Annotated in this window: 22 protein-coding genes; 14 read left to right on the forward strand and 8 right to left on the reverse strand. The window is 47.5% G+C overall.

Annotation, left to right across the window (positions count from 1 at the left end; all coding sequences use genetic code 11):
- Positions 1–268: 268 nt before the first annotated feature.
- Both NX722_RS17365 and NX722_RS17370 read right to left on the reverse strand, forming a co-directional pair.
- Complete coding sequence (locus tag NX722_RS17365) at positions 269–481, reverse strand: DUF2470 domain-containing protein (RefSeq protein WP_262564101.1); 213 nt, start codon at positions 479–481, stop codon at positions 269–271.
- 216 nt (positions 482–697) lie between these two features.
- Entirely contained in the window at positions 698–1714 is a 1017-nt protein-coding gene (locus NX722_RS17370; protein WP_262564102.1) for a DUF481 domain-containing protein, read from the reverse strand.
- A gap of 249 nt (positions 1715–1963) precedes the next feature.
- Between NX722_RS17370 and NX722_RS17375 the strand changes: the two genes are divergently transcribed.
- From NX722_RS17375 to NX722_RS17400, 6 genes are all read left to right on the forward strand, one after another.
- Complete coding sequence (locus NX722_RS17375; protein WP_322740936.1) at positions 1964–2332, forward strand: MGMT family protein; 369 nt, start codon at positions 1964–1966, stop codon at positions 2330–2332.
- Positions 2333–2350: 18 nt separating this feature from the next.
- Positions 2351–2536 carry a DUF2496 domain-containing protein gene (locus tag NX722_RS17380; protein WP_262564103.1) on the forward strand — a complete coding sequence of 62 codons (186 nt, stop codon included), beginning with the start codon at positions 2351–2353 and terminating at the stop codon, positions 2534–2536.
- Between the two features lie 60 nt (positions 2537–2596).
- The gene (locus tag NX722_RS17385; protein ID WP_262564105.1) at positions 2597–3934 is read left to right on the forward strand and encodes an AmpG family muropeptide MFS transporter; all 1338 of its coding nucleotides are present in this window, start codon (positions 2597–2599) and stop codon (positions 3932–3934) included.
- A gap of 264 nt (positions 3935–4198) precedes the next feature.
- Positions 4199–5584 (forward strand): AmpG family muropeptide MFS transporter, encoded by a 1386-nt coding sequence (locus NX722_RS17390; RefSeq protein ID WP_262564107.1) that lies wholly within the window; start codon positions 4199–4201, stop codon positions 5582–5584.
- Between the two features lie 15 nt (positions 5585–5599).
- On the forward strand, positions 5600–6463 hold the full coding sequence (locus tag NX722_RS17395) for a hypothetical protein (RefSeq protein WP_262564108.1): 864 nt from the start codon (positions 5600–5602) through the stop codon (positions 6461–6463).
- A gap of 217 nt (positions 6464–6680) precedes the next feature.
- Positions 6681–8534 (forward strand): hypothetical protein, encoded by a 1854-nt coding sequence (locus NX722_RS17400; protein WP_262564109.1) that lies wholly within the window; start codon positions 6681–6683, stop codon positions 8532–8534.
- Positions 8535–8705: 171 nt separating this feature from the next.
- On the opposite strand, the gene NX722_RS17405 is transcribed toward NX722_RS17400, so the two are convergent.
- Both NX722_RS17405 and NX722_RS17410 read right to left on the reverse strand, forming a co-directional pair.
- The gene (locus tag NX722_RS17405; RefSeq protein ID WP_262564111.1) at positions 8706–9191 is read right to left on the reverse strand and encodes a YajQ family cyclic di-GMP-binding protein; all 486 of its coding nucleotides are present in this window, start codon (positions 9189–9191) and stop codon (positions 8706–8708) included.
- 130 nt (positions 9192–9321) lie between these two features.
- Positions 9322–9534 (reverse strand): dodecin, encoded by a 213-nt coding sequence (locus NX722_RS17410; RefSeq protein WP_262564112.1) that lies wholly within the window; start codon positions 9532–9534, stop codon positions 9322–9324.
- Between the two features lie 167 nt (positions 9535–9701).
- On the opposite strand from NX722_RS17410, the gene NX722_RS17415 reads away from it, so the two are divergent.
- The 6 genes from NX722_RS17415 to NX722_RS17440 all read left to right on the forward strand — a co-directional run bounded on the left by NX722_RS17415 (position 9702) and on the right by NX722_RS17440 (position 17053).
- Complete coding sequence (locus NX722_RS17415; protein WP_262564113.1) at positions 9702–10625, forward strand: ketopantoate reductase family protein; 924 nt, start codon at positions 9702–9704, stop codon at positions 10623–10625.
- A 69-nt stretch (positions 10626–10694) separates the two neighbouring features.
- Positions 10695–12398: an ATP-binding protein gene (locus tag NX722_RS17420; protein WP_262564114.1), complete on the forward strand. Its 1704-nt coding sequence runs from the start codon at positions 10695–10697 to the stop codon at positions 12396–12398.
- Between the two features lie 55 nt (positions 12399–12453).
- On the forward strand, positions 12454–13314 hold the full coding sequence (nadC, locus tag NX722_RS17425; RefSeq protein WP_262564115.1) for a carboxylating nicotinate-nucleotide diphosphorylase: 861 nt from the start codon (positions 12454–12456) through the stop codon (positions 13312–13314).
- A gap of 85 nt (positions 13315–13399) precedes the next feature.
- A complete protein-coding gene (gene galE / locus NX722_RS17430; protein WP_262564116.1) occupies positions 13400–14416 on the forward strand; it encodes a UDP-glucose 4-epimerase GalE in 1017 nt (338 codons plus the stop codon).
- A gap of 155 nt (positions 14417–14571) precedes the next feature.
- Positions 14572–15225, forward strand: coding sequence for a hypothetical protein (locus NX722_RS17435; RefSeq protein ID WP_262564117.1), 654 nt, complete (start codon positions 14572–14574; stop codon positions 15223–15225).
- Positions 15226–15256: 31 nt separating this feature from the next.
- Positions 15257–17053 (forward strand): helix-hairpin-helix domain-containing protein, encoded by a 1797-nt coding sequence (locus NX722_RS17440; protein WP_262564118.1) that lies wholly within the window; start codon positions 15257–15259, stop codon positions 17051–17053.
- A 35-nt stretch (positions 17054–17088) separates the two neighbouring features.
- Here NX722_RS17440 and NX722_RS17445 read toward each other — a convergent pair whose 3' ends face one another.
- Together NX722_RS17445 and NX722_RS28925 are read right to left on the reverse strand one after the other, a co-directional pair.
- Positions 17089–18324, reverse strand: a complete 1236-nt coding sequence (locus tag NX722_RS17445) for a hypothetical protein (protein ID WP_262564119.1) — start codon at positions 18322–18324, stop codon at positions 17089–17091.
- A 634-nt stretch (positions 18325–18958) separates the two neighbouring features.
- A complete protein-coding gene (locus tag NX722_RS28925) occupies positions 18959–19423 on the reverse strand; it encodes a pilin (RefSeq protein WP_407648005.1) in 465 nt (154 codons plus the stop codon).
- 272 nt (positions 19424–19695) lie between these two features.
- Between NX722_RS28925 and NX722_RS17460 the strand changes: the two genes are divergently transcribed.
- Positions 19696–20145, forward strand: coding sequence for a hypothetical protein (locus tag NX722_RS17460; RefSeq protein WP_262564120.1), 450 nt, complete (start codon positions 19696–19698; stop codon positions 20143–20145).
- Positions 20146–20164: 19 nt separating this feature from the next.
- On the opposite strand, the gene NX722_RS17465 is transcribed toward NX722_RS17460, so the two are convergent.
- Both NX722_RS17465 and NX722_RS17470 read right to left on the reverse strand, forming a co-directional pair.
- Entirely contained in the window at positions 20165–20623 is a 459-nt protein-coding gene (locus tag NX722_RS17465) for a YcgN family cysteine cluster protein (protein WP_262564121.1), read from the reverse strand.
- 68 nt (positions 20624–20691) lie between these two features.
- The gene (locus tag NX722_RS17470; RefSeq protein WP_262564122.1) at positions 20692–22299 is read right to left on the reverse strand and encodes an amidohydrolase family protein; all 1608 of its coding nucleotides are present in this window, start codon (positions 22297–22299) and stop codon (positions 20692–20694) included.
- A 261-nt stretch (positions 22300–22560) separates the two neighbouring features.
- Here NX722_RS17470 and NX722_RS17475 point away from each other — a divergent pair, with 261 nt between their 5' ends.
- A complete protein-coding gene (locus NX722_RS17475) occupies positions 22561–22944 on the forward strand; it encodes a hypothetical protein (RefSeq protein WP_262564124.1) in 384 nt (127 codons plus the stop codon).
- The last annotated feature ends 55 nt before the right edge of the window (positions 22945–22999 follow it).

A 22999-nucleotide genomic window follows, 5' to 3' on the forward strand; every position in this document is an offset into this window, starting at 1 on the left:
TAATTTTCTTCCTTGTTTAATTAAATTCAGATACCCATTAAAAGGGACTTATGAACTAATAGATGCCTTCCAAATTAATTAGTTCATTAATTTGAAACTGAAAAAACAAGTTCCTTATTTTTTAAAACAGAATCGACCATTCAAAAAAAACAGACAAATCCCTTGATTTAAAAGCTTTTTGATCTATGAATACATAAAAAAAAGCTGTATTAAATTATTAGATACAGCTTTTTTATCTCAAATTGTTATCTAAAGACTGTCAACTTAATTAAGCAGCCCGCGCCATATCGACCAGAGCCTTTCTGACTGCCATGGGTTCTTCAACCGAGACAGGAAAAGGAATTCGAACCACCTGATCGCCAAGTAACAGGTGCACTCCTTCGCTGTCAACGCCCGCCATTCTGGGGGAAACACCTTCAGGAATAACAATACCTGCATTAACGCAGTACTTCACCATGGCATCCACATGATCTTCATTCATGTGGTTAAGCCTGCGGAGTTCGTGTGAGACTTAGGGAACATGGGTTGGCTCGTCACCGTAAAAGTTCCCACTGTGGAACTTTTATGCGATAACCAAGCTTGTTCCCTGAGCAACGAACTGTGAAACAGGAACCTGTTAGGTGACTAACAGGAATCCTCCACCGACTCAGGTGGGGTAGGATGTCAAAATCCATTCTCAACCTCGAATATTGACTGGTTACCAGTTATAACCAACACCAAACTTTACCTGCGAGTCGAGCATTTTCTCATTTTCACCAGGCTGACTGTCAAAGTCGAACTTCTGAGTCACATTGAGCGATAAATGATCGGTCACTTTGTAACGAACGCCGTGTTCGCCATCCCAGATCCATTGATTCTGGCTCTGAATCCGGTAATAAAGGCCGCTATCAACATAGTATTCCAGATCACTCATCAGGTATCGCCTGTGAAACAGCTTCCAGCCAATGGCAAGATTTTTTTTCTTACCTTCCCGTTCATAGGTTTCCCAGATCTGGGTAAGTCCCACGCTGTTTAGCAGTGCCTCAGTGGACGTTTCGCGAACTCTGTAACCAACAAAACCACCGATATAGGCACGACTGCGAAGGTTTTCACGGGAATGGTAACGTTCTTTGGATGACATATTAGCAAACCAGTGTTCAGTAAAATAACGACTGTAGTCGTACTGCAGATCCCAGACATCTTTCTTCCAGACACCCTTGTCTTTCCGCTCTATATCCACACTCCACTTCAGCCGGTTCTTGTTCCACTGATCATTCAGGTGCATCTGGCCATTCATCCGGTAGCGGGACTCAATGTCGTTGCCGCTCTTACTATTCAGATTAACATTGACATGTCCCCCGAACTCCCATTTATCCTCTAAGGTCGGTTCCGACTGAGCCATACTGGCAACGGGCCAGGCGGCTGAAAATTCTCGTTCATAACCATCTTCATCCACGATAACCAGATTATCACTGCTGCCCCGCAGCTCCCTGAGTTGTGCTTTGTTTTCACCAATCAGATTAATCCACAAGGGGTTATCCGTTTTAACTGAACGAACATGCCGCCAGTTAATGCTCAGTTCACCGGCATAGACGGTGTTCAGCTTCAATATTCCAGCATCCAGACTGATCACTTCACCAGAGATCATGTCTCCATTTTCAAGCCAGACCGTATCAGCCCGGCCAGCGCCTGTCAGGATAGGAGACAGCAGAGCACAGCCTTTAAGGAGGTTCACCAAAAACCTGAGACAAACGTTGGGATTACGGCCCCGGAACAGCTGGAGCTTCATGAATACCTTGAAAAAACCTCTGCAACGATGGGAATAACAAGCTTTTCTGGCTATCAAAAACGCGTAAGAATTCCATAAAATAGCGGTATTACTCAAGACAATTTACCAGCGGCTAACCCTTATAAAGTCTCTCTTTGCCTGCGCTACCAGTCAGGCTCTGATGCTGACAATCAGGGGGCTGACTGAGAAATGCTAATGAACTCTACAGAAGTTTTAGGTTATTCTCTGGTATTTTTAATGGAGAACGCCTTGCAAGCACCATTCAGTCATACCGATATCTGGCTCGTCCTCAGCCAGGTGCCTGAAGGCAAAGTCGTCACTTATGGTCAGCTGGCCAGAATGGCGGGAGCACCGGGTTATGCCAGAGTCGTTGGTAGTATTCTGAAACAGCTCCCCAAAGGTTCCGGACTGCCCTGGCACCGGGTGATTAACTGCAAAGGACGCATTTCTTTTCCGGAAGACAGTGTGAAATATAATGAACAAAAGGGGCTACTGGAACAGGAAGGCGTAACCTTTATCGCCGGTAAAATCAGCCTGAATAGCTATGGATGGAACGGAGAATAACTATGTACGGGAATAGCTATGAACAACCTGCCTGAAGAAATGACGCTGGCCATTGAAATCATTCGTCAGCTGGAAAATCTGGACTACCCACCCGAAACCATACTTCAGGCAATGGCCATTATCTGTCAGGATACCCTTAACAAGCTGTCAGACTCTGACAGAAAAAAATGGCAGCAGTTTTTGCTGGGCAGCCTGAATCAATAAAATAGAGCCTCTATGCCTGTTGTACCTTCAAAAACACGATTGACTTCATGGTGGGACGCCATGAAAGTCTATCGCCATCCCCGCGCTCTCACGCTTTTCTTTATGGGCTTTTCTGCGGGCCTGCCACTGATGTTGCTGTTCTCCAGCCTGTCATTCTGGTTAAGGGAAGCCGACGTGAGTCGTGCCACCATTGGCTTCTTCAGCTGGATAGGGCTGGCCTACAGTGTCAAGTGGGTCTGGTCGCCACTGGTTGACCGGATGCCTTTACCACTGCTCAGTCAATTATTAGGTCGTCGTCGTTCATGGCTGCTGTTCAGCCAGATCGCCATTGTCGCCGGGCTGCTGGGCATGGCCTTCACAGACCCAACCCGGGACCTGACCAGAATGGCACTTTTTGCCGTACTGGTGGCTTTCAGCTCGGCAACGCAGGATATCATCATTGATGCCTTCCGTATTGAAGCCGCTGAAGAACGTCTGCAGGCGGCTCTGGCGGCTACTTATATGTTTGGCTACCGTCTGGCGATGATGGTCGCAGGTGCAGGCACTCTGGCGATAGCCGCCTGGGCAGCAGGAGACAGTACCGGCTACCAGCAGTCCGCATGGATGGTTGCTTACCTGTTTATGGGGGGCTTTATGGCGGTTGGTATCATCACCACATTAGTCACCCGCGAGCCGGAGGTTAAACTCGAAACCCCAAAGCAGGAACAGAGAGTCACCCAATGGATGGCGCAAAAGGCTCACCTGCCAACACCGCTGGTCAGGCTGGCAGGCTGGTTTTATGGCGCAGTGGTTTGCCCCTTTTCAGACTTTTTCCGCCGTTATCGCTGGCACGCCCTGCTGTTACTCGCCCTGATCAGCACTTATCGAATCTCAGACATTGTTATGGGCATCATGGCAAACCCCTTCTATGTCGATCTGGGTTTTACCAAGAATGAGGTCGCCACCGTCACCAAAATCTTTGGCGTCATTATGACGCTGGTCGGTGTCACTCTTGGCGGAACGCTGACCATGCGCTTTGGCGTGATGAAAATGCTGTTTACCGGGGCGATTGCCACTGCCGTTACCAATGCCCTGTTCGCCATTATGAGTCTGGTGGGCAATAACGTTTACTGGCTTGCCCTGGTGGTTTCAGCAGACAACCTGGCTGCCGGCATTGCGACATCAGCCTTTATTGCCTGGATGTCGAGCCTGACCAATGTTCAGTATTCGGCTACCCAATACGCCCTGTTCAGCTCCATGATGTTGCTGCTGCCCAAGTTTGTCGCAGGTTTTTCCGGCGTGATGGTGGATGCAATTGGATACAACTACTTCTTTATTTTCTGTGCACTGCTGGGGGCTCCCGTACTGGTTCTGATCTGGATGGCAAACCGCTTTCTGGAGACAAACCAGACACCCTGATAACAGTGAGCCATTTTCACCGGTTTGAAAGTGGCTCTTTCGCTTTTTACCCATCAGTTCTTTTAGAAAAGCTTCTCTTTTCGATCAAAGCAGCCATGAGCGAAAACAGCCATGAGCGAAAACAGCCATGAGCAAAAATTGCATTTTCATAACAAATAATTCAACAATAAATAACCGATGCAATAATTTGAACCTCGATTAATACAGAGATGTCTATAGTTACTTTCTTTTCCAAATAAAACCTTAACAACCCCGGAAAGCTCAATGACAAACCTGAAAACGCTCTCCGCCAACTGGCGGCAGACTTTGTCGGTCTACCTTCATCGCCGGGCTATTACCCTTTTTTTCCTTGGTTTTTCAGCAGGCCTTCCTATATTGCTGGTCTTTTCGAGCCTGTCTTTCTGGATGCGGGAGGCAGATGTCAGTCGTTCAACCATCGGCTTTTTCAGCTGGGTAGGGCTGGCTTATGGCTTTAAGTGGGTCTGGTCGCCACTGGTTGACCGGCTGCCACTGCCAATATTAAGTACCCTTCTGGGTCGTCGCCGCGCATGGCTACTGCTATCCCAGATCGTTATTGCCTGTTCTCTGGTGGGAATGGCGATCACAGACCCTGCCCTTGATCTGTGGACGATGGCGCTGTTTGCCGTCATGGTCGCCTTTGGCTCTGCCACTCAGGATATTGTCATCGACGCGTATCGTATTGAGTCTGCCGACAAAGACCTTCAGGCTGCCCTGGCAGCCACTTACATGGTGGGTTACCGTCTGGCAATGATTCTTGCAACGGCTGGTGTATTAAGCATCGCTGCAACGTTTACCGTGACTGAAGGAACCTATGACCAGTACCCCTGGCGCATGGCTTACCTCATCATGGCCTGCTGTATGGGAGTGGGTATTATCACGACTCTGGTTATCAATGAACCGGCAGAGCCTCCCAGACAGGAGCTGGAACTCAGGGCTAAACAGTGGATGGCTGATAACGCTCACCTGCCCGGTTTTATTGTCCGTACCGCTGGCTGGCTCTACGGTGCCATTATCTGTCCCTTCCTGGACTTTCTGATTCGCTACCGCTGGCATGCGCTTCTGGTTCTGGGATTAATCAGCACTTACCGCATTTGCGATGTGGTGATGGGCATCATGGCAAACTCGTTTTATGTCGACCTGGGGTACACCAAACAGGAAGTCGCTGCCATTTCAAAAGTCTATGGTGTCATTATGACGCTGGTTGGTGCAGCCATTGGCGGCGGTCTGATGGTGCGCTTCGGGGTGATGAAGATTCTGTTTGCCGGTGGTTTACTGGCAGCAATAACCAACCTGCTGTTCGCCTTTCTTGCCGGTATAGGCCACGACATCACATGGCTGACCGCCGTGATCTCGCTGGATAATCTGGCGGGTGGCATAGCGACGGCTGCCTTTATTGCTTACCTGTCGAGCCTGACTAACGTCAGTTACTCTGCCACTCAGTACGCATTGTTCAGTTCCGTCATGGCGCTGTTACCAAAGTTTCTGGCTGGTTTTTCCGGCGTACTGGTGGACTCCATAGGCTATGCTTCGTTTTTCACTGCCACAGCGTTGATGGGGGTTCCATCATTGGTTCTGATAATGCTGGCGTGGAAATTAAAAGTGGCGTCAGCAGATGCAAGAAAACCATAAACATAAGGAGTCACTGTGCCCAACATTCAAGCAATAAGAGCTGTACTGTTTACGTCCCTTTTGTTCCCGGTATTCTACTCAATGGCGGAGACTACCAGCACGAAGGCTATAAAAGCAGGTGTATCCAACTGGCTGGCTTTTCTCGAAACCATTGACTTTAATGAAAATCCAATAAGCTGCCACGCTGTTATTATTCATGAAAGCTGGGCTTTGACTACAAGTGACTGTGTACCGAAAAAACAGTACCGGAAAGAAACGATTGTGGGACGGTCTTATCAGGAATCACTTGAACCTTGGGAGAAAATAGTGCTTCGCTTCTCAACTGAATCGAAGAAAAAAGGTGATCAGGTTACAGTCTCAGAGGTATGGCGTCCGAGCACATACCATACTTCTTACCCTATTCTGTTAAAACTGGAATCAACACTTAATCCTCCCTTTCCCACTTTGTCTTTTAAAAAACACTCATGGTTTGATGAACTGGGAGATCGCCTCCCTTTGTGGACGGTGTATTATTTGGAGAGGCTGAAACAAAACAATGCTGTAAGCCTTCCTGAAATAAATATGCATTTTCATTCGGTCAGAATAAAGGATCAGTCAAACTGCAACCCCTTTGTCAGAGGCTTGAACTGGAAAATATGCTCAATTCCTGAAGGTTCCGGACAGGTATTAAGCCGTGAATTTCAGAGAGGGGCAGTTTTGCTGGATAAGAACTCTATGGTAGTAGGATTAGGCTACGCACCGGACCAGTGGAATACGACAGAGACAATGAATTATTTTATTCCTCTGGGTCTAACGCCATTCAAAAATTTTATAAAAGAAACTACAGGCATAGATAATCAGCCTGATATTAAATTAATAAAAGACGTTTCTGAGCTATAGCAACACAAATTTTTCTGACAATACTCATTTCATATTGGAAGAGACTGGTTTTTGAGTAATTACGTTGCATAGTCTATGCTCTGCGAGTTTAGGGAGAAACAGCAAAGCATGAAGAGCATCAAATCAGCCACAACCTAACTTGAGAAAAGTGCTGTTTGCGGTGCTGTCATGATTAAAGGTCAATGAAATATCGCTTTAATCAACAAGAGAAGTCACCATGCAAACAAACGTCACTTGTCTTTTGCTCTTGGTTTTTTCTTTATTTTCCAGAACCCTATTAGCCGGAAATTTACAAATCCCACTCCCTCCCTCTATGGGAAATCTTCCTCCAAAAATGAATGGAGCTCATTTATCTACCTGGCAAATGCTGACGTATTCAAAACTGCTTAATGATGATATTGAGACGTTGGCCAACGAAAATCGGACAGAGAAACACGCTGATGATTTTGATGATGATCTGGGTTTCCATTTTGGAGAAAACCCTGAAGAGGAAACTGACACCCCACTTCGCCAGAATCTCCCCGAAGATGAGAGAGAATATAAGTTAGTTCAATTAGAATGGAATGGAATACTAAAAAAATACGTCGTTGTCGTAACAAACTTCCTGCCGATAACTTTGAAAACAGAGGGTAAAACCCCTGTTAATGACAGCCTTAATTTTGAAGAAGACCTTGAGTTTGCAGAGCCAGATACAAAGTCCATTTGCATTTCCCTGCCCGTAAGGTCATCCTCTGAAAATAGTTATCCCGTGAGGCGAAATGGTGAAACCGACGATGACGAAAGTTCTGATGGTTCATCCAGTTCCGAAGATTCAGAAGATTCAGACAGCAATGCCTCCTGGGACATAATTCCTTCTACGAATAGCTATGATTCGAGTAACCCGGAATATCGTTTAAAAACCGTGCCGGTAATATCGAATGGGAACACCCGCACCTTTCTACTAATAGGCCCCAGCGACTGCCTCAACTCATGCAATCTGACAGAGCAGGGAGCAAGAGAACTGCAGGCTGACAACCCTGAACTATTTGCAACAACAGAAGTGGCTATTGCAGCCTTTCAGATATTAAAACAGAATGATTTTAACGAAACCACGCATACACTGGAATATCAGGCAGTAGCAAATTTAATTTTAAAGTATCAGGATGTACAAATTACTGAGCTGATGGGGAGTTTTCCCGAACAATTTCAGACAATAGAAGATACCAGGAAAGCTATTTATGATTTCAAACGTAAAATAAATACTGAAAACCAGAACCCGTCAGAGTCCGAAGAAGCTCTGGCAGCATTTGTTTCAGATCAAAGACAGAATGCTCTTTTACAACAAATTTTTTCCGGCACGACTTCCGATAATCTGGAAGAAATTTTTACTGATCTGATGGATAGTCGATATTTTTTCCAATATGTTGCCCGCGCTCTCTTTAGTCACATAGAGCCAGAAGAAAGTGATAGTAAACTACTGATCATTTGTAACAGAGATGCTGGAGGCATGGGAACGTTAACGTTAAATGGAGCAACCGAACTACAAGAAAAATATCCTGAGCTTTTTCCGACAGCTGAGTTTGCTCTTTCGGTTTTTGATGAATTATTTGATGATGGAGAACCTTGCAAAAAGAAGGATATTGACACTCTTCAATATCAGGCCATTGCAGAACTTGCTAAAAAGCATATCAGTAGCGATGATATAGATGATTTTATCTTTGATGAAAATAAACACAGGGGAGAACTTTATATTGAGGAAATTCCATACGAAATGTTTAGTAGTCGCTGTTTAGATTTTGGTGTATATGATGGAAGTTTTTTTATATCAAAAGCAAGTAGAGAAAAATATAAGAATTACTGTCATTCAAAAAAAAACATGTTGCACTTTAAAAAATTTGTTAATAACCCTGAAACAGACTCTGACTATAAAATAGAAACAATAAAGCTCCTTTTCCCATCTGATGATAAGGAAGTTACGCAGGAAGCCGTTCTTAAAAACATAGACTTATTGATAGGGAATTCTTGTAAACGCACACAAGCTTCTTTCAATGAATATTCTAATAAGCGCGAAAATAAGGATAACCCTCGCTAATATAAGTCATCAATAATAGCACCACTGATTGTGGTCGATAGATCATTTCTTATTGAGAAAAGAGTTGAGAAAAGAGTTGAGGAAAGAGTTGAGGAAAGAGTTGAAAAACCTTTCCTCAATAATAGCTTCAGGTTTTATTGAAGCTACGAGAATTGTAAAGAAAACTGTAAATTAATCACGGAAGTTATTGTACTGCAACGGCATTTCGGTATCAGCTTCCCGCAGCATGGCAATCACCTGTTGCAGGTCATCCCGTTTTTTACCCGTTACACGAACCTGTTCACCCTGAATAGCCGGCTGAACCTTGAGTTTGGCATCCTTGATCATTTTCACAATCTTTTTAGCCTGTTCCTTATCCAGTCCCTGGCGTACAGTCACTTCCTGCTTGACCTGTTTGCCGGAACCGTAATGGTCTTTGACTTCCAGACATTTGACGTCGATGCCCCGTTTAACCATTTTAGTTTTCAGCATTTCCAGCATTTGCACCAGCTGGAAATCTGCGTCAGACGTCATTACGATCTGGGTGTCACCACTTTGTTCAAAGCTTGCATCAACACCACGAAAATCATAACGGGTGGTCAGTTCACGGTTTGACTGGTCTACAGAATTGCTGAGTTCGTGCAGATCCACTTCAGAAACAATATCAAATGAAGGCATGAAGAATTCCACATAAAAGAGATTAATACCCCATATTGTCAGGGAACGCTGTCTTCGAGGCAAGCGTCAGAGGTAAGCCCCGGAGCTGCCAGGGCTGTTTTCGACCAGAAGAGTTTATCCGAACGTTAACCTACTCTTTATCATTCAGCCTGAATCCAATTCGCACCGTCACCTGAAAATGACCAATTTCCCCATCGTTAATATGCCCCCTGTGTTCCACCACTTCGTACCAGTTGAGGTTTTTCAACGTGACGCTTGCTGTCGCTATGGCATTACGAATAGCGTCGTCACTGCTGAGGGTGGAGCTGCCGACAACTTCAAGAATTTTATAAACATGACTCATAGTCCAGATACCTCAGGTGTCAGAAACATCAAGCAAGTATAGACATGGAATCAAAATACTCTCGTTAAGAAAAAGCATTTAGAAAAATTGTTCAAAAAAATCCCTGATGCCCTGTGTTACACTGTAGCGCCTGAATCCACTGACTCATCTGACCCTGCAAATAAACGATGTCATCACACCCCTGGTATATTCTTGGAGCCGGAAGTATCGGCTGCCTCTGGGCTGCAACTCTTCATCTGGCCACTGGATGTTCTCCTGTTATGATTGTCCGTAACAGAGAACACTACATAAACAAAAAGACAGACAACACAGCAGTACTGACCCTGACCCATCTGGATAAAACAGAAACTCGTCACCCGGTCAGTGTAATGACCGCTGATGAGATAACCACACCGATACACCAGCTTATTGTCTGCACCAAGGCGGGTGACGCACTGACCGCTATGAACTCTATCAGGCCTGTGCTGGCGAAACACGGCAATGTGCTACTACTGCAAAATGGTATGGGCAGTCAGGAGGCGGTCGCAAAAGCCTTTCCCACACAAAACATCTGGATTGGCTCAACCACTGATGGAGCCTGGATCAGAGAACCGTTGCATGTCCATCACGCAGGGCAGGGACTGACAGAAATTGGTTGTTTTAACCATCAGTCGGCCACAGAATTTCTCTGCCAGTTTCAGGGTTTTCCTCTGAAGATGACCGCCAGTAAAGACATTAAGAATGTTTTATGGCAAAAGCTGGCTGTCAACTGCGCCATCAACGGCTTAACTGCCCTTTTTGACTGCCAGAATGGCGCATTGCTGGACAATGACAAAAAGTCACTGATGGATGAGCTGACTGATGAATTTGTTCATGTCAGCAATACACTGGGTCGGACAACGCCAGAGTCCCTGCACGAAAAGGTATACGAAGTTTGCCGTTTAACAGCCGCCAACCACTCTTCAACCTGCATGGATGCACGTCTGCAACGCAGAACCGAGCTGGCATTTATCAACGGCTATCTGATCAGGGTCGCTGAAAAAGAAGGCCTGACACTTCCTGCCCACCAACAGCTGATGGACAGGCTCTCACAAAAAGGCGTTCGCTGGTAAATTTGTCACGGAAGTACAAATACGATAGTTTGCTCTTTATCCCGGGCCACAAAAAATACGACAAAGCCCATGCAAACACTCTACGCCTACTTCTCAAAACTGACCGTCAGCAGCAAACTCCTGCACCTGTTGATCGGCATAGCCTTTTCCCTTGGGCTGATCGCCAGCAGTGCCTTCATGGTTTCTGCCTACTTGCTTTCCAACCATGACCTTGCCCCGACCAGTGTTATGGGGGTTGCCGGAATGGTCATCGTCGTCAGTTTCCTGCTGATCACACTGACCATCACCCATTATGTTCGTCGTTTTATTACCAAACCCATCCTGCACCTGACTCGTATAACGGGCAAGGTATCAAAACATGAAGATTACCGTATCCGCGCCAGTGTCTTTCACCATGACGAAATCGGTACTCTGTCACAGGCGTTTAACGTTATGTTGTCTCGCATCGCCACCAGAGATCAGCAGCTCAAAGAAGAAAAAGAGTATGAACGACAGCTGTTAACTGAAATGCAGCGCAATAATCAGGAGCTGGAACATGAGATAAAAGTGCGCCAGCAGGCTGAGCGCAGACTGAAACAGTTTCAGGAATACCTCAACAATATTATCAACTCCATGCCATCGGCGCTGATCACGGTGGATCACCAGCTGGTCATACAGCAGTGTAACGCCGAAGCGGCCCGTCTCGCAGAAGATAGCCATCAGCCAGTAATCGGTCAGACAATAGTTAATGCCTTACCCTTCCTTGAGCATTGCCAGCCACAGATTGAAACAACGCTGAAAGAACAAAGCACCCAGAGGCTAGAAAAGCTGCCAGTGGCTATTGCAGGCAACGACAGCTATCTGGATTTAATCATCTATCCGCTGTCGGGTGATGAACATCCGGAAGCGGTTATCCGTATAGACGACATCACTCAAAGGCTTAAGCTGGAAGAAGTGATGGTGCAGACCGAAAAGATGATGACGGTTGGCGGGCTGGCCGCAGGCATGGCACACGAAATCAATAACCCTCTGGGTGCAGTGATTCAGGGTACCCAGAATATACGTCGCAGAATCTCTGTTGACCTGCCCGCCAACCAGCACACTGCACAGCAACACCATGTAGACCTGAACGAGCTGAATGCCTACCTGGAAGACCGGGGAATCAATCGCTTTCTCGATAATATTCAGGATGCGGGTCTGAGAGCCTCGGAAATCGTCAGAAACATGCTGAAATTCAGTCGTCAGGCTGAACCGGTTCTGTCCTCTGCCAACCTGAAAGAGTTACTGGAAAAGACCGTCGATATCGCTGCTTCTGACCTGAACTGGCAATCCGAGTTTGATTTTATGCAAATTCGGGTGGACTACGACCTTGATCCGGCGTTAACAGAAATTCCCTGTATCGCCAGCGAATTGCAGCAGGTTTTGCTGAACCTGCTGAAAAATGCCGCTCATGCTATTAATCAGCGCCAGAATAAATCCGCGCCGGGAAGAATTCGTATCAAAACCCGGCACGAAAACGATCAGGCGGTCATCTCTCTCTCAGACAACGGCTGTGGTATGAGTGACCGTGTCAGAAAGCGCATCTTCGAACCGTTCTTTACCACCAAGGATGTCGGGGTTGGCACCGGGCTTGGACTGTCTGTCTCCTATTTTATTATTACAACCCACCACCAGGGCAGCCTGACGGTCGATTCCGTAATAAATCAGGGCAGTCAATTCACCATCAGCCTGCCACTGGAGCGGCAAAAAACACGACTGTCTGCCAGTAAAAGCCATAGCGAGGTGTCCCTTTAGTGATATTCCCTTATAATGCAGCGCACTTTTTTAAGAAGATCCAAAAGCGGTCACGATGAAGACGCCTGAACTGAAAGACACCATTAACATCAATGTCCGGCACGCCCTGAATGAAGACATTGGCACCGGCGACATTACCGCCGCACTGATTCCTGAGCAGCAGCAGGCGATTGCCCGCCTGATTTGTCGCGAACAGGCTGTGATTTGTGGTCGCCCATGGTTTGATGAAGTGTTCAGGCAGATCGATCCTGAAGTCACCATCGAATGGCATATCAAAGAAGGCGAACAGGTGGCGGCCGACCAGTTGCTGGTCACCCTTACAGGTTCTGCCCGAAGCCTGCTGACCGGTGAACGTGCTGCCATGAACTTCCTGCAGACTTTGTCCGGCACCGCCACCCGCTGCCACCACTACCTGAACCTGTTAAAAGACACACAGGTCAAACTGCTGGATACCCGCAAAACCCTTCCGGGACTGCGTCTGGCACAAAAGTATGCCGTTGCTCAGGGTGGCTGTCATAACCATCGTACCGGACTGTTTGATGCTTTCCTGATCAAAGAAAATCATATTGCCGCCTGCGGTGGTATTCATCAGGCGGTAGAAACCGCCAAAGACATGGCTCCCGGCAAGCCAGTAGAAATAGAAGTCGAAAACCTCGACGAATTCCATCAGGCCCGCGATGCCGGAGCAGACCGCATTATGCTGGATAACTTTGCTCTTGACCTGCTGCAACAAACCGTTGAGCTGAACAAAACTCTGACAGGTAATCGCCCTGAACTGGAAGCGTCAGGCAACATCACCGAAAATACCCTGCCTCACATCGCGGCTACCGGCGTAGATTACATTTCCATTGGCGCCCTCACCAAACATTGTGAGGCTGTCGATCTGTCCATGCGCCTGACCGAAATAGCAGACTAACTACATTTATAAACAGAGGTACGTCAAAACAATGGCAATGACGTCGCATTGCCATAATAATGACAACCTCCGGGAGTGACCCATTATGAGCAAAATTCTGGTAACAGGCGGAGCTGGCTATATTGGCAGCCACACCTGTGTCGAGCTTCTAAACGACAACTACGACATTGTTGTATTGGATAACCTGAGCAATAGCAGTGAAGAATCCCTGCGCCGGGTTCAGGAGATCACCGGCAAAAGCCTGACTTTTGTTAATGGTGATATTCGTGACCGCAGCCTGCTGAACCGATTGTTCAGTGAACACGATTTCGAAGCTGTAATCCACTTTGCCGGGCTGAAGGCCGTGGGCGAATCCTGCGAAATCCCTCTCGATTACTACGACAACAATGTTTATGGCACCGTGGTTCTCTGCGAAGCCATGAAAACAGCCAATGTGAAGCGTATCGTATTCAGCTCTTCCGCCACTGTTTATGGCGATCCGGCCAGCCTGCCGATTATGGAAGATTTCCCGCTGTCCGCCACCAACCCTTATGGTCGTTCCAAACTGATGGTGGAAGATATTCTGCGTGACCTGTATCTGTCGGATAACGAGTGGAGCATTGCCCTGCTGCGCTATTTCAACCCGGTTGGCGCCCATCCGTCCGGCATGATCGGTGAAGACCCTAACGATATCCCCAACAACCTGATGCCTTACGTGTCTCAGGTTGCAATTGGCAAGCTGGAAAAACTGAGGGTCTTTGGCAACGACTACCCGACTCACGACGGCACCGGCGTACGCGATTACATCCACGTAGTTGACCTGTCTGTCGGGCATGTCCGTGCCATTGAAAAACTGCGCACCACCAAAGGGGCCAATGCCTGGAACCTGGGCGTGGGTAAAGGCTACAGCGTACTGGATATGGTGGCAGCCTTTGAGAAGGCGTCTGGCAAAGCAGTGCCTTATGCCATCACAGATCGTCGTGCAGGTGATATTGCCGCCTGTTACGCCAACCCGGACAAAGCCCTGGGCGAGCTGGGCTGGAAAGCTGAAAAAGTACTGGAAGATATGGTCAGCGATGTCTGGCGCTGGCAGTCCCAAAACCCGGACGGTTACCCTTCCTGATCAATGACTCAGCGTAGGTTGGATCGAACGAAGTGACACCCAACACGGTGACTATCACTCGCCCCAACCTACAAGTTATTCCCTCCACAACCGATACATTAACATCATAAACGAAAAGTCATACGCAGATTTCTACGACTGAAGGAAAGCATTCGATGACTGACAGTGTTAATGGCGCAGGACACACCTCTGGAAACTGGTTTAAGCAGGTTTCCGCAAAATCGGCAAAAGCCCTGAAAGGCTTCCTTCATTTTGGCAGTGTCAGCAAAGCCTCCGGCAATCGTCATATCAAAAGTGCCAGCCTTGAGTACAAGAAACCTGAACCCACCCCGGTCCATTCACGAAGCATCCGCCAGGCAAACGCTTCAGAGCTGGCTTCTATACGAACGCCTGTAACACCCAAAAATAGCCCCACGGCAAAAATACCCTCTCTCCCTCTGCTGGAATCCGACTCTGTTCAGGAACAGATTTACAATGCCGAGTTTCAATTGATGGAGCTGAATCAAAACTGGTCCCTTCTTAACGATGCCGTCAGCCGGGCCACTGCGCTCAAAGAAAAAACGGGCAGGCAGTTTAATGCCATCAGTAGAAACGCAGGGCTAAACCCCAAAAGCGCACTGCGTTCTATGAAGTTTACAGCAGCAAGAAACCGTTTTATCAAAGCCGTACAGCTAGAGAGAACCACAAAAAAAGCCCTTCAAAATCTGGAAGCACAAATCGATAAACAGGACAGGGCTATACAGGGGCTTCGTGCAGCCGAAAACAGGCAGGCTGAGCGAGAGTTAAGGCAGTTACTGGCAGGCGGATAATTAAACAGCAACTTCAACGGGTGTCGTCGTAATGCAACGCTTTTCTTCGTTATTGCTCATTCCCTTAATCGCTCTCTTCATTACAACATCCTTTATGGCGCCCTCTACAGCACTCTCTATAGAACGAGCCAGCTGCCCTGAATGGCCTGAACAGGACGCTCGCCAGAAGCTTGAACAGCTCAATCAGGAAATCCAGCACCACAACCAGCTCTATTTCGTCAAACAGATGCCCGTATTATCTGACCACGAGTTTGATGCGCTGGCTAAACGCCTGCAAGTTCTGTCAAACTGTTTTCCGAACATTGAGCTGAACACCGGCACGACTGAGCGACCGGCACCTGATAACGCTTTAGATAAGAGTACGGATAAAGATATCCAGCATGTTTATTCCATGGGCAGTCTTCGCAAGGCAGAGTCTGATAATGACATCAGCGAATTTCTGCAACGGGTTTTTCGCGCCAGCGACCACTCCGGCGTGATACTGCAACCCAAAATTGATGGCATTGCCATTGAGCTGGTTTACCAGGATGGAAAACTGGTATCCGCCTCTACCCGTGGCGATGGCATGATGGGTAAAAATATTCTTGCGAAGGTAAAAGCCATCCCCGCGATTCCAGATGAAGTGCCTGCCACCTACGCCCGTATCGTCTTACATGGTGAGCTGTTTGTCCGCCTTGATCGCTGGAATGATAAGACTCATAACCGAGGGCGCTACTCCAGCGCCCGCCATTTTGTAGCGGGTATCATTCACAGCAACGCACCGGAACTCAGCTCGCTGGAAGTGCTGGATTTTTTTCCGTGGGCATTATTTCAGCCATCAGCGGCCAGCTCAGAATCTGAAACCGTTAACCAGCTCTACACCATAGGCTTTTACCTTCCCACGCAATTTACTGAGCCGGTAAAAAGCCTTGAAGAGGCCATAAAAAAACGCGACCAGCTGCAAAAGCAGGCGGATCGTTTACCCTTTCTTCTGGATGGCGTGGTGCTGAAAGCCAACAGCACAGCTCAACAGCTGGCAATGGGTTCGTCCAACTTCATACCGAACTGGGCGCTGGCATGGAAATTCCCTCCCGATGTAGCCGTCACGACTGTACGGAACATTGAATTCAAGGTGGGCAGAACCGGAACTATCACCCCGGTCGCGGTGTTTGAGCCGGTTGAGATAAGAGGACAAACCATCACCAGAGTTTCTCTGGGCAGTCTGAATAACCTGCAAGGCAAAGACGTTGCCATTGGCGACCAGATTTCCATTGCCCTGAAAGGTTCTGCCACGCCCACTTTCAATAAGGTCGTTCTGAGAGATTTACAGCGAAAGCATCCGGTTCTGCCCGACTCACAGCAATACAGCCCATTCACCTGCCTGTCTCTGGTTCCGGGCTGTAAAGAACAGTTTATTGCCCGGATTCAGTGGCTCAGTAAACGACTGGACTTGCCGGGGCTGGATGAGCCTGTTATCCATCATCTGGTTAATAGTGGACAAGTAAAAACACTGGCTGACGTATTAACACTCAGCAGGGAACAGCTACAGAAAGCGGGCAACAGCGAGGAGCAAAGTGGTTATTTTCGTTCTGCCATTGAACTCACAGGCTCCCTGCCTTTCGGGCAGCAGATTCGAGCGCTGGGCATTCCGGAAATTGGCAAAGCCCGTTCCGCAAAGCTTGGAAAAGCATTTTCTGACTGGGACCAGCTGCTTCAGGCAAAAGACGAACAGCTTCAGGTAGCCGCAGACGTTGGGGGAGCCACCATTCGGCAGCTCAGGCATTATTTACAGAGGCCGGAGAATCAGGCGCTGATCAGAATATTTAAACAGCTGCAAACCAGGCAGTAAAACTGTCAGGGTACAGACACTTGCTGAAATAAGGCTTACTGAGTCAGTAACGCAAGGCTTGCCAGGAACATAAGCGAATTATACAAAGGCGCACCGCCGCTCGTTGGTGTCGTTTGAGGCATCGTGCTTGTGTTATATGGGGACGTATAACCTTTAGACATTATCGCTGTAGAACTGGTGTTGGCGTACATGATCGCTCCAGAACTGGAATTGGTGTACATGTTCGGAGATGAGGTTGTAGCCGCCAGCATATCCTTATCAGTAAACAGGGATAAAGGGTTGTTTCTGAGCTGTTTCAAAGACGCAGTGTACTCTGCAAATGTGAGTGAAGTCCTTTGCTTGTGCCCGGTAAGAATCAGCGAGGTCCGGACTGTGTTCAGGTAGCTGTTGCCTTCCGTCACATACATCACCGAGCCCTCAACACGCACTTCGGGACGTCTTTGTGCAAGCCGGAAGACCTGAGGGCGAGCCCTCACAATATTTCCACGTTTAACGCCATTATAAAACCTGGAGTTCTTCAATGAGAGAACCGGAGCGAGGCCTTTCCATGCGATATCAACGATTGAGCTGTTTACGTCAATGTCGTATGACGGTGTCAGGATAATATCAGACCCTTCAATAGTTGCCTCGCTGTCGGACAGTAGCTGGACGATTGGTGCGTATTCAGCTCTTTCCAGTGCATTGATGAAAACACCATGAATAAATAGCTTTCCACCCTGGGAAACAAAAAAGAGTGAGAAATCATCACCCGGTTCCGCACCAGGGGCAGACAACCTGATAGTGGCTGGCTTTTTGTCATTAATTCCCATAGCTCCGCTGCTTCTGGGGCTGCATATTCCAAGTGATGAGCCGTTGATAGCGAGTTTGCTATTCATTACATAAGGGATATCGGATGCTGGGAGGATTATTAATACTCTGCTTTTTCTCTGGAGTGTGGTTGTACTAATGGTCGGAGTGACGGGGCTGGCAGGTATGGCAGTAGTGTTTGAGTTGGGTGTTGGGGTTATAGTGACATTCTTGTCTGTTGTATTTTTAACCAGTTGGCTCGGGGGGGCTGTTGTTGACACTGATGGCGATAGCAATTGATTAATTGTTTTCACACTATCAGCCAGATTATCACCGGGACTGATAGTAAACCACTTGTCGTACTCATTTGCCTGACATCTCTGACGGGTTAACTCTGAAATTGAATTCGTTTCCGTTACAGCAGCATGGGCACTGAGACAGAGGTGAGCTGCCATAAAGGCTGCTGTGATGCGAATGGTATCCATAAAAAATACACCTTTCTAAAGTAATTCAGATCGAAGTCAGCTGTCAGGAGAAGCGCTAAAGATTCTTCGATTCGGGAAAACATATTCTGATTAACTTTGCCAAACAAAAGCTGTTTGATGACTGAACAGAAAAGACCTAACAATACTAGAACAATTACAGCAGACGTCTAATTTAAGACCAGCACAATATCGAATTAGCATCTGATATTTATTATCAGAACCACCTGCAAAGCAGGTGGTATGATGAAAGCACCCAGAGGGGGCTATGGTGCAGAAGTAAAACTGAGCCTGTAATTAATTTTGTGTAGATGAAAAAATCTTACGCTGCTTAATGCCTTTCCAAAGGACAGTTTTGCCAGCTCTGCACTTCCTCAATAACGGCATCTGTGACTTTGGAAATCAGGCTGTGAGATACATCGAGAGCTTCAGGAGCTGGCGACTAAGCTCAGCCAGATCATCTTGGGTCTTGATCTGGCTGGCAAGTTTTTCGACGAGTTCCGGATTGATGTCAACGCTCATAGTTATTCTCCTCTTTGGAGTTTTAACGACGAGCGTTTACACAATTTGGATTACAGTTTCGGAGAATCAGGCGCTGATTAAAATACTCAAAAAGCTACAAATCAGGCAGAGTTCATCATAGCACTCTATCCAAGTCAGGATGATTTGCTATTTCATCATTAGTACACAAATCAGCTGTATCAGCACCATCCGTCGTGCAAGTCAAACTCCAGACTGTGCCGTCATTGCTTGGTGTAAGTGTCAAGGAAGACGCACCGTATGAACCACCAGGAACCACTGTAATCACACCGTTTGCGCCAACGCCAGTAACTCTGTTATTCGCAGCAGGTGTAGGAACAGGGCCAAAACCAGCAACACAGGCAGCAATCGCGTTAGTTTGCGCACAAATACCAACGGCGGTTTTATACTGGTTTGCTTCCGTCAAAGCAGCATTCACCGTCGCGTTACGTGTGTAGTTCTGATATTGCGGAATCGCCACCGCAGCCAGAATACCGATGATCGCCACAACGATCATCAATTCGATAAGGGTAAAACCCTTGTTACCAGACATCCTTGTCTTCATTTTCTCATCCTCGATCATTGAGTGTCATCAGCCAACCACTGAAAGCAGTGCCTGCTGAATGTTTCGGCTCGATTAATTCGACCTTTAATTAAGGGTAGTCACCCTGTTGCCCTTTTGGAATTATTCCAGTGGATCAGAGAAAAAAACTTCCCCAGTCGGCATACCAGCATATTGCCTGCTTCGTGGAAACCTCTTCTGACAGCAGACCAGCCAGCGCTTACTGAGTCAATTTTTCAGCTAACTGTTTCGCCGTTTTGCCCGATATGTCTGATTAATGACAGGAGCATACTATGGGCATCAAAAAGCGGGTTCTGATCAGCAACCGAAAACTCTCACTACTCTCACGCTGCATCACCGTAATACTGATTTTTACCACAGGGCTGATTACCGCAGCAGTCAGTTTGCAGTATTTCTACCAGCAGGAAGTCAACAACTACTTTGCTGACGGCATCGCCAGGGAAGATAACCTGATGATCCAGATGAACCGTCATGTGTTAACCGCCACCGGTAATAAGAAAGACCACTTTCTTCCGCTGCTGGACAATGAGCTGGGGGCTTATCAGTCTCATCGGTTTATTGGGTGGAATACGAATGACAGAGGGCGGCACAGTAACGAAAATATGCCTTTTGTTCTTTTATATACAGTCAGTTATGAGAAGAAGACAACAAAGGAGTTTTTCTATTACAAAGGCTTTTTAAATCCTGACCTTACTGCAAGAAAAGTCAGGATTTTCGAATAAATCACTGTAGCCGGGCAATTCAGCCCGTACAAATAATATAATCGTGCCATTGTGTTACCGGTACATCGTCTTCTGATACAAAGCCTTTGTTCCGAACTGAAAATCCAGCGTCGTGTACTGAGTCAGGGTTTCCGGTTACCAGCGGATGCCAGTCCGGCAGGCTATAACCATCATACAGCAAACGATAGGCACAGCTGTCAGGCAGCCACTTCAGATGTTCGTGCAGGGTTTTAGGGGTGAATTTAATACAGTCCGGTACATGCTTGCGACGGTGTTTGTAGTTTTTACACAGGCCGCTGTCCAGATCGAGCAGTTTGCACGCTACGGCAACGGTCAGAATATTATCGTCTTCATCCACCAGCTTGTTCAGACAACAACGCCCACAGCCGTCGCACAGGGATTCCCATTCCTGAGAGGTCATTTCATCAAGGTTTTTTTGCAGCCAGAAAGGCTGTTTTGAGTCACAGGCTGATTTCATCACACCGTCCCCGAAGGGAATAAAAGGTGCGCCACTTTACCTCGATCTGCCGGGAAAAAGAACCCGTATCACACGCTACTGGAAACGCTTTTTGCCGAAACCAGTTGCGAGTTTCTCAGCAGGCATTTACCACCAATATAGACCTGTTCGATACCGTCCGGCTGAGCGTTATAACCGGCAAAGTCAGTCAGGTCCATCAGGCTCATCCAGTTAAACACAGTGATATCAGCCCGTTTACCTTCCAGCAGATAACCCCTGTCCCGCACACCGGCACGATCAGCCACCCCGCCCGTCATTTTGCGCACACAATGCTCCATTGACAGTGCGCCGGTATTGCGGGCAATTTGAAGGAACCTGGGAAACGCCGCCGCAGCCGATGGATTATGCACACCGGAAAGCGGTTCAGGTACAGCTCCGGAACCCAGCAGTGAACAGGTATGCTCCATCAACTGCTGTACCATGCCGGCGCCATAGCGTTTGTAAACCATAACCCGGGCCTGACCATGACTTTTACTTAAAATATCCAGCAGCGTATTAAAGTGATTCTGTCTGGTTGCATTGGCAATCGTATCCAGACGCTCACCTTCGTACTGTTCATACTGGTCAGAAACAGCCGACACCAGCCTTATATCATTGAAACTGAATCCTGACATGGAAAAGTTCATGGCCAATGCCAGTTTTAACCGATATCGCTGCACACTGGATTCCATCATCTGCTGCCAGTTCCCCACAAACCATTGAGGCAACAGATTAATCAGTGACGTGGTTGCAACACTGTGGGGTGAAATATCAAACTGGATATCCACTCCGAGTTCGCAGGCCTGATGAATACTGTCGAGGGCTGTATCAAAGGTGTACCACGACCGCCCCCCCAGAAAAGCAAGGTGTGAACACTGGAGTTTTACCCCGGTCTGGCGAGCCAGCATCACCATTTCATCAATCGCCTTCAGGTTGTGCCGCCTCAGGGAAACGGGCGGGTAATAACCCGACAACGCCATCTGTGTCCGGCCAGTCACCCGTAGCAGCCTGTCGTATCGCTGGGCGAGCTGAGCCACAGCCAGCAACTCTTCCTTTGTGGCAAACATTCCGGGACGCTCACCTAATCCAATAGACAGACCTGCTGCACCATCCTGAAGGGATTCTTCCAGCAGACCCAGCAACTGTTGGCGCTCTTTCCCGTTCAGGGGACGATTGTCATAACCGGCAATAGATAAACGACAGCTACCATGTCCCGCCAGAGGAATCAGCTGGTGATGAATGTCCGGACTGAGATAATGTTGAAACTGCCGCAGGCCACCTGCTGGTTGTTCAATCTGTCCTATATCAAAGGGTGGTTGATTCAGTAATGGCTGGTGTGAGCTGTTAGCTGCAATCGGAAACGGGCTGTATCCTCCCTGCCCGGTGACAAAGCTGGTGACTCCCTGCCGGGTAAAGCCTTCAAAATAAACCGCACCGCCGAAACCGGCATAAAAATCCATGTTTGAGTTGATATCAATAAAGCCCGGAGCCACAACAAGACCATGGCAGTCTATCCTGGGAGTACTATCTTTCGGAGCGGTGATGCCCCGTTGTACCTGTTGAATCACTCCGTTTTCAACCAGCAGCTCACCCTGAAAGGCGTCCTGACCGGTGCCGTCGCAAATCATTCCACCGGTTAGAATAAAACGATCCGACATAACGCTCTCCATGCGGTTTTATTATTGTTACGGAGGTAATCACCTACCTATACCCTACCCTATGCCCACCATCTGACCAACTGCTTTGTCCGTTTTTCACGGTTTTGCTCGCAGGCTCAGCCCAGAACCAACCACGAGAGGACAATGCAGCTAACTACGCCTCCCTACCTATAAAAATAGTTATAATGTAACTATTTTTTATGACAAAATAGCCACCCTGATTGAAAGAGCGTCATCAACTGTTTGTCAGTGGAACACCCCATGAACTTCTCAATAGCCAACATTCTGAGACGGGTGCAGCGTCATACCGCTGTTGTCTGGCTATTGATGTGTATTTACATCACGGGTGCCAGCTACGCCAACATTCATATTCATAAAGCACCGGCTGACACAGCCGGGAGTTTTAATGAGGCACTGCATCAGTTTTATCAGGCACTGGAGCATGATGACCATCACCATCATCACTTGGACAATGATGCTCACGACTGTTCCGCCTGTAAATTTCAGTTCAGCCATCCCATACCGGAATCAACCCGAACGGCAACGATTCAGAAAGCTGAAATCTCTTTAACAACCCGAACTGTTCGCTGTTTTTACCGCAAAACCCCCACCAAACGACTGACCCGCGCACCACCTGTTGTCTGATACAGACAAACCTTTTTTAAACTTTTTATACGACAGTATTTTTATAACAGGATTT

Origin of the sequence: Endozoicomonas gorgoniicola (assembly GCF_025562715.2) — a bacterium.
In the GTDB taxonomy this organism is placed as follows: Bacteria; Pseudomonadota; Gammaproteobacteria; order Pseudomonadales; family Endozoicomonadaceae; genus Endozoicomonas_A; species Endozoicomonas_A gorgoniicola.